Below are 15,022 nucleotides of genomic sequence, written 5' to 3' on the forward strand. Positions count from 1 at the left end.
CCAGCAACCGCCTCAGGGCGTGTGGCTCAGCAGTGAAATTTGTCTTTGTAGGTGCGCCAGCAGCTACTTAGACAAAGACCTGATTTTGAGACAATTCGGTCTTTGAATTGGCTCAAAACAGCGTCCACTGCGTTCCAGCCACCACAAACGCCCTGAGGCGGTTGCGTCCACACCCAAACCCAACCACACCTGCAAGCAGGCAAATCAGCAAACAAAGAAACGGTACTTTTCAAATCGACACAAATCAATAGCCTGAATCCTATTTCAGCCCCAACCGCTTAAAAATCAGATCGACCCGTCGCAAATGCCAACGATAATCAAAAGCGTCGTCCAACTGCTCTGGCGTCAGTTGCGCCATCACTTGCGGATCCTCTGCCAATAATGTTTTGAAATCAGCGCCCTCATTCCAAACCAAAGCCGTCTTGCCTTGAACCAAATCGTAGGCCTGCTCACGACTCAAGCCACTTTCAACCAATTTAAGCAGGACTCTTTGGCTGAAGATCAGCCCATGGGTCAAATTGAGGTTTTGCAACATTTTCTCTGGGAAAACGCCTAGATCTGTTAGAATGCGATCAAAACGGGTCAATTGATAATCCAGTAAACTAGTCGCGTCTGGCAGAACGATCCGTTCAACGGAGCTATGAGAAATATCGCGTTCATGCCACAAGCTAACATCTTCCAAGGCCGGGGTCTGATAGCCTCGCAATACACGGGCCAGGCCGGTCAAGTTCTCGGAGCCGATCGGATTGCGTTTATGCGGCATTGCTGAAGAACCTTTTTGTCCTGCGGCGAAACTTTCTTCGACCTCATGGACCTCCGTACGTTGTAAATGTCGGATCTCCAAAGCAAAACGCTCGATCGAAGTCGCGATCAAAGCGATCGTGGATAAATATTCAGCGTGCAGGTCTCTGGGGAGAACTTGCGTTGAGATATCTTGAGCGCGTAATCCTAATTTTTCAGTCACAAAGGCCTCGATCTCTGGCGGAATATTGGCGAAAGTGCCGACTGCTCCGCTGATTTTACCGGCTTCGACACCTTGAGCTGCGTGTTCGAAGCGCTCGATATCCCGTTTCAATTCCGCGTACCAAGTTGCCAGGACCAAGCCAAAAGTAGTCGGTTCAGCATGAACACCATGGGTCCGGCCGATCATGACAGTGTCTTCAAACTCAACTGCGCGGCGCTTGATCGTGGCTAACAGACTCGTCAGATCTTGACGGATCAGATCATTGGCCTGCTTCAAGCGATAACCCTGAGCAGTATCGACCACATCAGTCGAAGTCAACCCGAAATGGATCCATTTACGTTCAGCACCTAATGATTCCGAGACCGCCCGGGTAAAAGCAACCACATCATGTTTGGTCACTTTTTCCAGTTCTTGGACCCGCGCAGTGTCAAAACTCGCGTTAGCTTTGATCTTGGCAACATCGACGGCTGGGATCTCGCCTAAAGTCGACCAGGCCTCACAAGCCAACACCTCAACTTCTAACCAAGATTGATATTGATTTTGTAAACTCCAGATTTGCGCCATTTCGGGACGCGTATATCGATCGATCATGCCTGATCTCCTCCATTTTTTGACTGTCTGATCCGCTGATTGCTTTCTTGATCGCCTTGCTTAAAAGTCCTATCACGACGACAAAGGTCCTCTGGCCATCTTGCAAGTTGTAGCCGGTGGACTGACTACCGACCTCACCAAAGGTCAGTATGCTCGATCAGTTCCAACAAACTTTCATAATCATTGGCCACGATCGTCGCCTCACCGATTGTCGCATTGGCGGCCGTGCCCACGATCACCGGCCAAAATAGGAACTGCCAATTGACCCGTTTTTGGATCTGGCCAAAAACTTGCGGTTCTTGACTGGCTGGTAAACTGATCAAAGCCCCTTCTTGGCGCAAGTACAGCTCGGGGAGCGGCCACTCACATAAGCAACGTAACTGTAATTCATATTGCGAAAAGTTAGTAACGCTACCATAAAGATCCGCCGCTTGATATGGACCAGGATATATCCGATCAACGAACAAGATCCCCGCTTCTGTCGCGAAAAAAGTTACCCCAAATAATCCCTGAAAGTCAATATCTTCAGCGATCTGAGTAGCAACACGTTCGATCTCTTGTACCAAAGCGGGCGCGTTTTTTTGGTGGGCCAAAGCGCTGTGGAAGCGCCCATTGTGTGCGGCCGTTTCCAAAACAGGGAAAGTTTGGATCCGTTGGCGGCGATCCTTGCTGACCATGATCGCATACTCTTTGCTAACGGGTACCCAAGACTCCAAAATATAACTACCGTCACTAAGCTCACCGGCCAATTGCTCAACATCGGCAGCCGTTTGCAAAACATAATGAGCCTGACCGATTCCTTTTTGGATCGGCTTCAGCACACAAGGAAATCCGATCGAATCAACAGCAGCCCGAATATCACTCAGTGAAACGACCATCGCATAAGGCGGAATATTGATATTATGATCTTCCAGAAAAGTTTTCTCTAAATAGCGATCTTGCGTCATAGCCAGCAGCTCGGTCCCCTGCGGTAATTTGGCGCTGATCTGCGCCTCATTCAAACTATTGATATTGATTTTTTCGTCTTGAAAAAGTACCACCTCACTGGCTGCGGCAAGTTGACGTAGTCGCAACACATCAGTGGAGGCGCCGATGATCACTTGATCCGCCTCTTTGGTCGCGAGGTCATTGGCATCTGGAACCAATAGATTCACGGAAAATCCCATTTTGTGCGCGGCTTGGGCCAATTGCCAATTGCCTTGGCCACCACCAATGATCCCGATATAAGAACGTGGATAAACAAAACTCATCTGCTTTACCCTCTAACTTCCTGATTTATAAACGATCTGACTAAGTGGATCATGATGACTAATGCCATTCTAGCAAATTTGACCACTAAAAACACTTCTGGGGTCAAAACGTGCTTGCCGACCTAGCTTCTTCCGCTTAACTACGCAACTATTTCGGAGGCACAAACCAGCCTCCATAATAGTTGCTAGGTTAATGCTCAGAAGCTGACCAGGTCGGCTCGCACTCTGTTTTTAAACGTGCTTGCCGTCCTAGTGTTTTCCGCTTAACTACGTCACTGTTCCGAAAGCAAAATACGGCTTCCAAAACAGTGACTAGGCTAATGCTCAAACACTACCCAGGTCGGCTCACACTCTGTTTTTAAACGTGCTTGCCGTCCTAGCTCCTTGCGCTTAACTACGCAATTGTTCCGAAAGCAAGGGACGCTTTCAAAACAATTGCTAGGTTAATGCTCAGGAGCTGGGCAGGTCGGCTCGCACTCTGTTTTTTTAGGCGAAGATGACTTGGCCATCTGCGAAGGCTTTGATCCGTGCTAGTGATTCGGTTTGGATTCCTTTGGCGTCTAACAATTGACGTCCTTTTTGGAAGGATTTCTCAATGACGATGCCGACGCCTTCTAAAGTTGCGTCCGCCGCTGCGATGATCGCCATCAGGCCTTCCACCGCCTGACCATTGGCCAAGAAATCATCAATGATCAAGACATGATCAGCCGCTGTGAGGAACTTGCGGGAGATCGAGATCTCATTACTGGTTTTCTTCGTGTATGAATAGACGGTCGCCGTATAAAGATCGTTCTTCAAGGTCAATGATTTATGCTTCCGCGCGAAAACAACGGGCACCTGCATCGCCAGACCCGCCATGACCGCTGGCGCGATCCCTGAAGATTCGACGGTCAAGATCTTAGTGATCGGCTTGTTTGCGAACAGACGCTGAAACTCTTGACCAATGGCGTACATCAATTGCGGATCGATCTGATGATTCAAAAAATTATCTACTTTTAAGACATTCCCGGGTAAAACTTGACCATCTTGACGAATCTTTTCTTCTAAGGCGCGCATTTGCTTTCCTCCATTTTTTAACGTGAATGGCCTAGTTGCTTGGACCACGACACGGTTATTTATCATATTGATCCAATGAATAAGCCTCGACCAAAGCGATGATCTTCTTGGCGTAAGCGGGATCGGTGGCATAGCCATCTGTCTCAAGGGCCTGAGCCGCGGCCTGATAATCCTTCGCCGCCAAAAAATGCTGATATTGTTGGGGATTCCAGGTCGTGCCCCGCACGAATAATTGCGCGTGATCAAGGATCGACGCCTCATACGAAGCATAGACTCGAAAACGCGCGGTCACTGTTTGCCACTCACCGTTGACATACTCTTGTGTGGTCATTTCCTGAGTATTGGCCGGGTCAGAACCCTTGACGCCGAATAAATTGTTGTATTTGGCGCTCAAGGTACTTTTGCCCCAATTGCTCTCCAAAATGGCCTGCGCGATCGTCACACTTGGCAATACCGAGTAGGTTTTGTGTAACTGGACCGCTTCTGGGGCGACTTTTTTGATAAAAGCCTGCTTTTCCCGTTGCTCGGCTGCTTTAGCACTGGATGAAGCCGCCGCTTGCTCCGCTGACAGGTTCTCTTGTTGCCGAAAATGCAAAAATAAAACCACCACGATCCCCAATACAAAAAAGAGCATGACCCCTAAAAAGAAATTATTCGTGTCGATCATCTTTGAACGTGAATAAGCGCTTTTACTTTTAGATTTTTTTCGTGCCGGACGATATTTATTTTTCTTGGGCTGATAAGGCACAGTGGCGACTCCTTTTCAAAAAATTTCGCGAAGCAAGAACTGCTCTAAATCAATGTGACTGAGAAAATGGCGCTGGCACCACCACGCTCAAGCAATTTCTATTTTGCTAGCATTTACCTAAAGTTGATCGGCCACGGCCGTGATGTTTGGTGCCATTTGACAAATCAACCGAGCGTTTTGCAAAACAGCGGGGGTCAGCGTTTGCGTCAGCAATACCATATCCTGCAAGCGTAACCCGTCTTCATAGATCGGCGCCGCATAGCGGTCAAAGAAATGTGGACGAACGCCGCTGAAACGAAACCCATTTTGCAGATAAAACCTAATATTGCCTAATGACGCATCGCCGGTCCCGACCGTGACTTGCTGCCGATCTGCGGCCTGCGCTTGTAGCAATGCCCATTGGACTAACCAACGACCCACGCCTTGCCGTTGTTGGTCTGGGGCCACCGCTAAATTCATGATCTCCCCAACTGTCGGTGTCAACGGGCGCAAGGCAATACTGGCAACGAACGTGTGGCGCCACTGCAACGCCCACAGCTGACAGTCAGGCAAATAGTCAGCGACCATGCGTGCATCTTCGTCGGCCAGCAACAATAACGGTCGTAATTGCGTCCACGCATCCGCTGCGGGAACTTGCCAAAGACTGACGCCATTGGGCCAACTTTTTACTGTTATCATTTGACCAAAACCCTTCCGTGAGGTCAAGACGTGCGACCACTGTCTTTCGTTCTATTATAACGATTTTTCCGCGAATATGCCGCCAGATCCTACCATAAAGTCAATTATCTCTAAAAAATATCGAAAATAGTGCCTGACATCAGGGCCGACCTGTTGCTAAAAGTCTTGAAAGGTCCCCAACGCGATCCCCAATCATAATGATTTTGCTGGTACGACCAGTTTATCGTAACTTTAAATATACAAAAAAGGACCGGCACTTTGCCGATCCAAAAAACTTTTTAATCAAAAATTAATTAGTCTTTGTTAACGTTAACGGCTTGAGGTCCGCGATCGCTTTCTTCGATGTCGAAAGTAACGCCTTGGCCTTCTTCAAGAGTCTTGTAGCCGTCGCCTTGGATAGCTGAGAAATGTACAAATACATCGCTGCCATCTTCGCGAGTGATAAAGCCGTAACCTTTTTCTGCGTTAAACCATTTTACTGTTCCGTGTTCCATTAGAACGTTTCCTCCTTGATAAAGCTAAAAATTTGTATGTGTGTATTTCTGTGTGGTACTTGTTGGAAGAAAGTCTATGCGAACAATCGAACCAATACCATTCAAAAAGTACAACTCTTATACTATCATGCAGGACGAAAGAATACAAGCGTTTTTGCTGAAATTGTGCGGACTTTCTTTAATATAGCAACAATTAAAACGCATACACGAAATCGCTGATCGGTTCATTTTTTCGCCACCGAACGGGTATTAAAGCGGTACCGGCTCCAACTGACTTATTCGTTTCTGCGCATTTCGGAACTTTTGCTTTAACCGTTAAGATGAATATGGTAACTTAATAACTATAAGGGGAATCCATATGACAAAAAAACGCCGATTTTTATTCATGCTACTGGCCAGCTTCCTATTAATCTTGACCGGTTGCCAGAAAACCTATGATAGCGCCGCTGAATTGAAAAGTGATGCGCGAACGCTTCAAGCTGAGGTCAAAACTCAACGTCAAGAACTTAAAACGATCTACGCCAACTACGCTAAGATCCAGCGTGTTTTTACCAAGGAGCAAAAACACGCGCCGGAAACTAACCTGTTGACGGACCACACCACCCAAACCTATCTTCTCAATCAAACTGCGCAAAAAAGTTACGATAAACTGAAAGCCAGCCAAAAAAGTATCAATCAGATCAACGAACGCCTTAAAAAAGTCGACATTAGTCGGATCAACAGCCTTACCAGCGCAGAACTGACGGAGCTGACGCAGAGCATCCATATTATCGACCTCGACCATCAAAGCTTTGCTAACTTCATGAGCGCCTTCCTGAAAGACCAGAACAACTTTTATCGCGACGCGCCCGAACTCTATCGCACCGATAAAGACGGCCTTGACGAACGCCGCGCCCGCGCCAACCGCTACCTCGGCGCCGTCGACCAACAACTAGAGATCCTCCAAGTCAACCTAACCAGCACAGAAGCCGCAGTCAAAAAAATACTAAATACAATTTAAAAAAAGTGCGAGCCGACCTGGGTAGTGTTTGAGCATTAGCCTAGTCACTGTTTTGGAAGCCGTATTTTGCTTCCGGAACAGTGACGTAGCTAAGCGGAAAGCACTAGGTCGGCGAGCACGTTTAGAGTGCGAGCCGACCCGGTCAGCTCCTGAGCATTGACCCAGTTCCTCAACACCCCATAAATAGCGACTGCACCTAAACCAAGACACGCCACAAAAGCTGATTGCTTTTGGGGCGTGTCTTTGACTTTTTGATGGATCGAATCGTCGCTGCCTCAACCTTGGCGCCGCTGCCAAACATGAGTCAAGGGAATCCCCAGTAACGGTACGATAAACAACGCGCTCAGAGCTTCTGTCAGGCCATTCACGCCCAAAGCCGTCAAAAGGATCACGAAAAGATTACGTGTGTCCCCTTGAAAGCCCATTTGATTCAACAAGGTGCTAGCGTGATTGAGATAAAACAAACTGGAAAGGGTGATCACCCCAAAAGTATTGAGGGCCGCACCGAGAAACCCACTGACCCCATAGCTAAGCGGTTGCGGTAGTTTGGCTTTTGACAGCACCCGTGGTAGCCAACCAGTCAACCAACCTACTAATAATCGGGGCACGATCGCGATCACGGGGTTAGCGAACAATAAAAAGGTCACAGTACCTGGCGAAGTGTAGGCACGGATCAGCGAGATCACACCCCAGATCAAGCCAAGGATCGCGCCATCTCGGGGACCGAGCATCGCCGCCGCGACCATCACCGTCATTACCGAGAGCGTAATGACCGGCATTCCTGGCAATAAAGGAATATAGCCCAAAAAAGGTACCACTGATTGCAAAATCAAAATCGCTGTAAAAATACCTAAAATCGCGATCTCGCGGGCCTTGCCCTGACTTCGTCCCATTTTGTTCACCTCATCAAATCAAATTGGTCGTCCCATGTTGCTAAACAATACTAAAACCAGTTTATTGGCCGTCTTTGTCTCTTGCCGTTTTGGTCCACTTACTCTGTGGAGAGGGATCCAACCGAACCTCATGACCATTTTTCGCGACATGAACTGGTCTAATTCTACCTGAACCACTGTAAAATGTGAAGCAAAGATTGCTTTTATCTTGATCAGAACTTTTAGCTGCTCGACTATTGAGAGCAAGCAACTGGACTGATCCTCACGAAAAAAAGCCAGTGCAAATGCGATCTGCTCTGACTTTTTTGCTTAGTAACTTTATTTAGATAATTTGCTGGCCGCTGCTTCGTCCAAAATCAAGATTACATTCTCATGATTTTGTAAAGCGCTGGCAGGAACATGATTGGTGACCGGACCTTCAACCGTCGCCTTGATTGCGTCCGCTTTGTCTTCACCGTAAGCAATCAAAATGATTTGCTTACCCTTCATGATCGAACCGATGCCCATGGAGATCGCAAAACGAGGGACATCTTGTTCGTTAGCAAAGAAGCGTGCATTGGCATCGATCGTTGATTGCGTCAAAGCCACTTTTTGAGTCTTACCGTCTAAATCTGAACCAGGTTCATTGAAGCCGATATGACCATTGCGCCCGATCCCTAAGATCTGAATATCGATCGGATGCTCTGCCAATAATTTCTCATAATCAGCGGCTGCCGCGTCGATATCAGGATTAGCTCCATCAGGTACATAACTAGCCTTGAACGGCTTTTTGTAGAAAAGATGTTCCTTCATGAAGTAATGGTAGCTTTGATCATTGTCAGGTTGTAAGCCTACATATTCATCCAAGTTCATCGAAACCATTTGTGAGAAATCCAGATCACTGTTGCACATTGCGTCATACAAGGTGACTGGTGTGCTACCAGTGGCTAGACCGAGCACTTTAGCACCATGGGCCATGCCCGCTTTGATCAGTTCAAATGCGGCCTGTCCGCCGGCGATTTTGTCTTTAACTACTTTGATTTCCATCTTACGTCCTCCTTGTTTGGTCTAGTCCAATTTACCGCGAAATCGGCTTTTTGTCAAGACTGGAACGCATTTTTTCTCACGCAGTTTTGCGAAAAAGTATTCGGCGTGGTTCTCGGTCTGGGGGGTGTGCGTGAGCGCAACCGCCTCAGGACGTTTGTCGTGGCTGGAAACGTGCTCACCAACCCAGCTCCTTGCGCTTAGCTACGCAATTATTCCGGAGCTACCCGGGTCGGTTCGCACTCTGTTTCGAACGCAGTGGGCATCGTTTTGAGCCACACGTCCTGAAGCGGTTGCTAAGCAGCTATATGCTTATCTGCAATCGAAGTTGGGTATCTGACGAAGTGATTTTGTAAGTGGGGTCTTCAAAACTCAAGCGAGTGTTGATTGGAAATCTGACAATTTGTTTGAGTCATCAAGAATCTACTCTACTTCATCAGACAGACTGCATTGGTGTCACCAATTTAAAGTTGTGATCTCTAACCACGGCCGTAAATTGCGTGGCTCCCCATCAATTGGCCATAGCTTGCCAGTCGGCGTGAGTGCTTAAATGAATAAGATAACGTTAAGCGGCTGGAGCGGAGAAATTCGGGGTGAGATCGCCGTGAAATTGGTCTTAGTGGCTTTGCCACTTAGACCAAGGCTCAGCTTCGAGATTCGCGCGGGTTTTGCGAAGCTCAAAGTGACGCCCACAGCGAGCTCACCCCAAATTTCGCAGCGCAAGCTGCGGGCAAACGGCATGAAAACCCGTTGAAGAACCGCCCCTGTGATCAAGAATATTCATAAAAAATAACATTAGGCTAAAACGCGGAAATGATAACGCTTTTATTTTATAAAAAATTCATTTTTTTTGACAAGTACTAACCATTATACTAGTATAAGTTTAAAGGGGTATCCTTACTCTCATGGGCACGTGTCGGGTACACGTGTCCCGTAAGCAAGTATGGTTTAGGATACTTTTAGGTTAAAAAGTAAAATGTGGTTGATGAATGACAAGTGTTCAACACCTTATTAAGGAGGATCATCAATGATTGGCGATAAATTAGTAGTTTTAACGGCGCTTGTAATCGTGATCGTTCTGCTTTTGATTTTGACGATTGCTGTACTCCATTTGGTGAAGGTAATTAAGCGGTAGAAAGCAGTGTCACCGCTGTTCGTTCACGAATTCATAAGGACCACTTCAGCACGATGATGTCATGATCTGGTCCGTGTCAACTCGAGAAACCAACTCATGAAGGATTCAAGGCGATTTCTTTGACGACATGATTCTGTTATTTTATCGGGATCATGTCGTTTCGTGTCTCTAGACCGCTGCTTGATCTCAAGATTCCGCCGCGCAATACAGTGAGTCGATCATCGTCTTCTTTGAGTCTTTACCACGGCGGTCCAAGTGGGCGCTGGCATTGACCAGTGGTAAAAACTGGCGCGAAGACCGGTGGCAAAATTTTGTTGACCTAGCTTGTAAAATAACTTATAATGAATGTTGCATTGTTTCGCGGGCATGGCGGAACTGGTAGACGCGCAAGACTAAGGATCTTGTGGCCACTTATGGCCGTGGAAGTTCGAGTCTTCTTGCCCGCATCATCATTGATCGGAAGGCCCGTCAGTTGCTCTCAACTGGCGGGTCTTTGTTGTATATATATTGGCGCCTTTAAAATAAAAAAACCAGTGCGCACCGCACCATTGCCGCTTTGTTGATGCTAAGAACAAAAATCAACAGTTCGACCTGGTGGTGACACTGGTTTTTTCTAATTTTTAAACTACTGGCTACTGCGGTCACCAGCTTGATTCAAAGCCAAGCCACTTACGGGAGCGCTGGCGTCCCCACTACTTGTTCGATCGCGGCGATCAGCTGATCAGCTTCGTCGAAATCAGCATCACATTCCATAAAAGCGGCGTGATCGATTTGACGCCAAGGGTCAGTGACATCTTTATACTGATGTTCAAACTTCTTGATCTGATACTGACCATCGGCACTGACACGTACGATCAAACAACCTTGAGCCGATTTATAAGCATGGGTGAATTCCACTGGGAAAGTAGTTTCTGCTTGAACAGGGCGCTGTTGGCGGCCCTTGATCGTATCACCGATATTTTGCGCAAGTAAAGCTAACTTCATTTTTCTCATTCCATTTCTGTGAGCTAAAAACCCCACTGCTACTTTCGAACTTATGACTACGCAACCCACCATTAGGACGCTAGGATGCTGAAAGCGGCACTTGGCGTAACCGTCCCTGACAACGGCCACAAACAAAACGACGTAGATCGATGCGCCGTTGACGCCGATAGTGTTGCCCGCAACTCTGGCAAACATACTCATAGCGTTGCTTGTTGACCTTCGTGACTGGCGCTGCCGTCGCTGGCACATAACGGGAACCGCCGACCTGCGCCAACAAATTTTTAAAGGCGGCCGAGCGATGTTGATAGGGTCGCCCGCTTAAATGTAAGTGATAGTGACACAATTCATGCTTGACGATGCCAATGAACTCGGCGCGGGATAATGTGGCGGCGTAAGTCGGATTGAAATCAAGGTGATGGTCGCCGATAAAGTAACGACCTCCCGTTGTCTTCAAGCGCCGATTGAACCGTGCTTGGTGGCGAAACGGTTGCTGAAAAGCGCTCAACGAGACCTGTTCGACCAAGGCCTGCAATTCTTGATCAGTCACGAGACAACCCACGCATCGTCAGGCCGATCCGCTCCCGCTCCAAGTCGATATTGAGGATCTTGACTTTAACGATATCCCCAACGGCCACTTCAGCGCTCGGATTTTTGACAAAATGATCAGCCAACTGGGAAATATGCACAAATCCATCGTGTTTAACGCCAATATCGACAAAGGCGCCAAAATCGACAACGTTGCGCACCGTCCCTTGTAATTCCATGCCCATTTGCAGATCCTCGATCGACATCACATCTTGCCGTAAAAGCGGCGCAGGAACATTGTCACGCAGATCGCGACCGGGCTTGCAAAGGCCACTGATGATATCACGTAAGGTACTGCGGCCCACTTGATTATTAGCGCTTAAACGATCCAAGTCTAATAAGCGACTAAACGTTTGTAATTGTTCTGAACCCAGATCCGCTTTAGTTAGATGGAGTTCCTGCAGGATCTGCGCGGCGATTGGATAACTTTCCGGATGGATATCTGTGTTATCCAAGGGTTCAGTCCCGGCGATGATCCGCAAGAAACCAACTGCCTGTTGGTAGGTTTTAGGCCCTAGACGAGGTACTTTTTGCAGCTGTTTCCGATTGGCGAAGCGCCCGTTTTCATTGCGATAGGCCACGATATTGGCAGAGATCGTCGCTGATAATCCCGAAATATGTTGCAATAGATCGACACTAGCCGTATTAAGGTCAACGCCAACATTATTGACAACATTTTCAACCACGATATCCAATTGCTCACTAAGCGCTTTTTGACTGACATCATGTTGATATTGGCCAACACCCACTGACCGTGGATCGATCTTCAACAATTCGGACAAAGGATCTTGCAACCGACGAGCGATACTGACCGCTGAACGTTCCTCAACGTGAAGCTCTGGAAATTCAGCCCGCGCGTTGTCACTGGCTGAATAGACGGAAGCCCCAGCCTCGTTGACGATCACATAATAGATCGTGCGCGAACTTTGTTTGATCGTTTCTGCGACAAACTGCTCAGATTCACGACTAGCCGTCCCGTTGCCAATGGCGATCATCGTCACTTGATATTTTTCAAGAAAATCTAAAAACTGTTGTGGCGCCTGTTCACGCAATTTTTGACTGGCCGGTTTGTGCGGATAGATAACCAATTTATCCAAAAACTTACCCGTACCATCGACCACCGCCAGTTTACAGCCTGTTCGATAGGCAGGGTCAAAGCCTAAAACGACCTTGCCCTTCAAAGGCGGCTGTAATAACAGGTGGCGCAGGTTTTCACCAAAAACATTGATTGCTTGAGCGTCCGCCAACTCTTTTTGCTTGGCCCGCAATTCCCGCTCGATCGCAGGTCCAATAAAGCGTTTGTAAGCATCCGCGACAGCCGCCTGGACCAATTCCGAGGCAAACTGGTTTCGCCGCGAATCAGTTTGACGCGTTAGGTGCGCCACGATCACGCTCGTATCTACCACAAGGGCAACTTTGAGGATCCCTTCTTTTTCCGCACGATTGATCGCCAAAACTTGATGGGGCGCCAATTTAGCTAAAGGCTGGCTAAAATCATAATAGAGCCGATAAACACCCTTCTCATCGGCATCCTCATCTTTGACCTGAGCAGTCAGAGCGCCCTGCCGTTGAGTATATTGGCGTGTCCACTCGCGAGAAGTAGCCACATCACCAAACTCATCTGCCAGGATCTCGTGGACCCCCGCCCAGACCGCAGCGACATCAGGTAATTCTTGCTCGGCGTCACAATATTGCGCCGCCGTTTTCTCCCACTGTTCCCGCGAAAAATTAGGTTGTTGACGGACCTGTTCCGCTAAAGGCGCCAACCCATGAGCACGGGCCACGGTCGCCTTGCTTTTCCGCTTTTGCTTATACGGTAGATAAAGGTCCTCGACCTGTTGCAGTTTGGCAGCCTGTTCAAGGGCCTGTTGCAATGCTGGCGTGAGTTTCCCCTGCTCTGTGATCGAACGCAAAACCTCGTCCTTGCGCTTATTCAAGGCCATGAATCGTTCAAAAGTCGTCTCGATCGTGCGGATCTGGACTTCATCTAAATTTCCGGTGCGCTCTTTACGATAGCGGGCGATAAAAGGTACCGTGTTGCCTTCGTCCAACATGGTCAAGACCGCAGTCACCGCCGCTGGCTTAAACGTTAATTCTTGTTGCGCTTGTTTTAACGCTTTTGGTTCTAAAATTGTCTCCGTCATTAAAAATCCTGTCTCCCCAAATAAAGTTCGTTCGGCTGTCCTGACTTGATCAAACTAACGCGGTGATCCGCTGCAGATATTTACTCATACGTTCCGTCGCGTCATCTTGTTGCGCTTCAGCTGCCGCAAAAGCCGTCTGATCGACTGTTTGATCTTCATGTAAACTGGCCGCCATTTTTTGACAACCATCTGCAAAGTCTTGATAGGCAGCTACTAACAATTTATGATTGCCCATCAAACGCGCAGGGGCTGTTCCCTTGGCTAAACGTGCGCATAATTCTTGATATTCTTCCGATCGTGTTGTGAATACCTCGCGCGTTTCGGTAAATTTGACCGGCGCCATTTCCGCGATCTGATCGTCTGCCAGCGCTGTCTTCAACGCCCGAAACATTGGATCCAACTCTTCTTGGATCTGCTCTGTCCGTTCAACGACCTGATTGATCGTCAGCCCATAGTGCATCGCTTTTTGCTGCATTTTATTAGCCATCTTGTCTACCTCTTCAAAATTGATAAGTCTATTATAACAGAGTGCGCAGCACAACGGTTTGCTTTTGAGCATTAGCCTAACAACTATTTTGGAGGCTGATTTGTGCCTCCGGAATAGTTGTGTAGCTAAGCGCAGAAAGCAGTTGTGCGGAGCACGCTTTGATAACGGCCGCAGCTTGCGCTGCGAAATTCGGGGTGAGCTCGCTGTGGGCGTCACTTTGAGCTTCGCAAAACCCGCGAATCTCAAAGCTGAGCCTTGTCCTAAGCGGCAAAGCCGCCAAGGACAATTTCACGGCGAGCTCACCCCGAATTTCTCCGCTCCAGCCGCTCAACGTTTTAACAGTCGTTTAAGCACTCACGCCGACTGGCAAGCTATGACCAATTGGTGGGGAACCACGCGGCTAACGACCGTGGTTAGTGGTCAGCATTTTTACATTGGTGACACCAGTGAAGTCTGTCTGATGAACTAAGGCAAGCTCTGGATGAATCAACTGAATCTGTTGGGTTCACCTAGAATTGTTTATGGAGCGGGTAAAGATTTCAAACCAACTAATCCGAATCCATTATGCTGCATTACCACCCCAAAAGCGGGCAGTTGTTTGATCTCTAGCTTGCCAAAGCAGTTCGTCAAATCCTTGCCTCGATTGCAGTTAGGCGCAATTCTGCCTAGCAACCGCCTCAGGACGTGTGGCTCAGTGGTGAGATTATTCTTAGCGATTTATCGCTTAGAATAAGGCTCGATTTTGAGACAAGCCGTGGGTTTCGGATTGGCTCAAAACGATGCCCACTGCGTTCGAAACAGAGTGCGAACCGACCCGGGTAGCTCCTGAGCATTAGCCTAGCAATTGTTTTGGAAGCTGTATTTTGCTTCCGGAACAATTGCGTAGCTAAGCGCAAGGAGCTGGGTCGGTGAGCACGTTTCCAGCCACGACAAACGTCCTGAGGCGGTTGCGTCACCACACAAACCCGGCATACCTGCAATTAAGCATAC

General features: G+C 48.1%; 14 protein-coding genes and 1 tRNA gene. 3 read left to right on the forward strand and 12 right to left on the reverse strand.

Annotation, left to right across the window (positions count from 1 at the left end):
• Positions 1 to 259: 259 nt before the first annotated feature.
• The 6 genes from purB to OCU21_RS08085 form a co-directional block, all read right to left on the reverse strand.
• Entirely contained in the window at positions 260 to 1,555 is a 1,296-nt protein-coding gene (gene purB / locus OCU21_RS08060; RefSeq protein ID WP_261806903.1) for an adenylosuccinate lyase, read from the reverse strand.
• 134 nt (positions 1,556 to 1,689) lie between these two features.
• Positions 1,690 to 2,805 carry an ATP-grasp domain-containing protein gene (locus OCU21_RS08065; protein WP_261806904.1) on the reverse strand — a complete coding sequence of 372 codons (1,116 nt, stop codon included), beginning with the start codon at positions 2,803 to 2,805 and terminating at the stop codon, positions 1,690 to 1,692.
• Positions 2,806 to 3,291: 486 nt separating this feature from the next.
• A complete protein-coding gene (locus OCU21_RS08070; protein WP_261806905.1) occupies positions 3,292 to 3,861 on the reverse strand; it encodes a xanthine phosphoribosyltransferase in 570 nt (189 codons plus the stop codon).
• 55 nt (positions 3,862 to 3,916) lie between these two features.
• Positions 3,917 to 4,528: a glycoside hydrolase family 73 protein gene (locus OCU21_RS08075; protein WP_261806937.1), complete on the reverse strand. Its 612-nt coding sequence runs from the start codon at positions 4,526 to 4,528 to the stop codon at positions 3,917 to 3,919.
• 198 nt (positions 4,529 to 4,726) lie between these two features.
• Positions 4,727 to 5,287, reverse strand: a complete 561-nt coding sequence (locus OCU21_RS08080) for a GNAT family N-acetyltransferase (RefSeq protein ID WP_261806906.1) — start codon at positions 5,285 to 5,287, stop codon at positions 4,727 to 4,729.
• A 293-nt stretch (positions 5,288 to 5,580) separates the two neighbouring features.
• Positions 5,581 to 5,781 carry a cold-shock protein gene (locus OCU21_RS08085; RefSeq protein WP_125596848.1) on the reverse strand — a complete coding sequence of 67 codons (201 nt, stop codon included), beginning with the start codon at positions 5,779 to 5,781 and terminating at the stop codon, positions 5,581 to 5,583.
• 358 nt (positions 5,782 to 6,139) lie between these two features.
• Here OCU21_RS08085 and OCU21_RS08090 point away from each other — a divergent pair, with 358 nt between their 5' ends.
• The gene (locus OCU21_RS08090) at positions 6,140 to 6,781 is read left to right on the forward strand and encodes a hypothetical protein (protein WP_261806907.1); all 642 of its coding nucleotides are present in this window, start codon (positions 6,140 to 6,142) and stop codon (positions 6,779 to 6,781) included.
• 275 nt (positions 6,782 to 7,056) lie between these two features.
• Here the strand turns inward: OCU21_RS08090 and OCU21_RS08095 are convergent, their stop codons facing one another.
• Together OCU21_RS08095 and OCU21_RS08100 are read right to left on the reverse strand one after the other, a co-directional pair.
• A complete protein-coding gene (locus OCU21_RS08095) occupies positions 7,057 to 7,674 on the reverse strand; it encodes an ECF transporter S component (RefSeq protein WP_261806908.1) in 618 nt (205 codons plus the stop codon).
• A 318-nt stretch (positions 7,675 to 7,992) separates the two neighbouring features.
• Positions 7,993 to 8,700: a glucosamine-6-phosphate deaminase gene (locus OCU21_RS08100; protein ID WP_261806909.1), complete on the reverse strand. Its 708-nt coding sequence runs from the start codon at positions 8,698 to 8,700 to the stop codon at positions 7,993 to 7,995.
• Positions 8,701 to 9,247: 547 nt separating this feature from the next.
• On the opposite strand from OCU21_RS08100, the gene OCU21_RS08105 reads away from it, so the two are divergent.
• Together OCU21_RS08105 and OCU21_RS08110 are read left to right on the forward strand one after the other, a co-directional pair.
• Positions 9,248 to 9,451, forward strand: coding sequence for a hypothetical protein (locus tag OCU21_RS08105; RefSeq protein WP_261806910.1), 204 nt, complete (start codon positions 9,248 to 9,250; stop codon positions 9,449 to 9,451).
• Between the two features lie 741 nt (positions 9,452 to 10,192).
• Positions 10,193 to 10,278: transfer RNA gene (locus tag OCU21_RS08110), tRNA-Leu, on the forward strand.
• A gap of 223 nt (positions 10,279 to 10,501) precedes the next feature.
• On the opposite strand, the gene OCU21_RS08115 is transcribed toward OCU21_RS08110, so the two are convergent.
• From OCU21_RS08115 to OCU21_RS08130, 4 genes are all read right to left on the reverse strand, one after another.
• Complete coding sequence (locus OCU21_RS08115) at positions 10,502 to 10,816, reverse strand: hypothetical protein (protein WP_261806911.1); 315 nt, start codon at positions 10,814 to 10,816, stop codon at positions 10,502 to 10,504.
• A gap of 79 nt (positions 10,817 to 10,895) precedes the next feature.
• A complete protein-coding gene (locus OCU21_RS08120) occupies positions 10,896 to 11,363 on the reverse strand; it encodes a SprT family protein (protein ID WP_261806912.1) in 468 nt (155 codons plus the stop codon).
• Entirely contained in the window at positions 11,356 to 13,545 is a 2,190-nt protein-coding gene (locus OCU21_RS08125; RefSeq protein ID WP_261806913.1) for a Tex family protein, read from the reverse strand. The genes OCU21_RS08120 and OCU21_RS08125 overlap by 8 nt, the downstream gene beginning before the upstream one ends.
• A gap of 49 nt (positions 13,546 to 13,594) precedes the next feature.
• On the reverse strand, positions 13,595 to 14,032 hold the full coding sequence (locus tag OCU21_RS08130) for a hypothetical protein (protein ID WP_261806914.1): 438 nt from the start codon (positions 14,030 to 14,032) through the stop codon (positions 13,595 to 13,597).
• Positions 14,033 to 15,022: the final 990 nt, after the last annotated feature.

It is taken from the genome of Lapidilactobacillus luobeiensis (assembly GCF_024345205.1).
Taxonomy (GTDB): Bacteria; Bacillota; Bacilli; order Lactobacillales; family Lactobacillaceae; genus Lapidilactobacillus; species Lapidilactobacillus luobeiensis.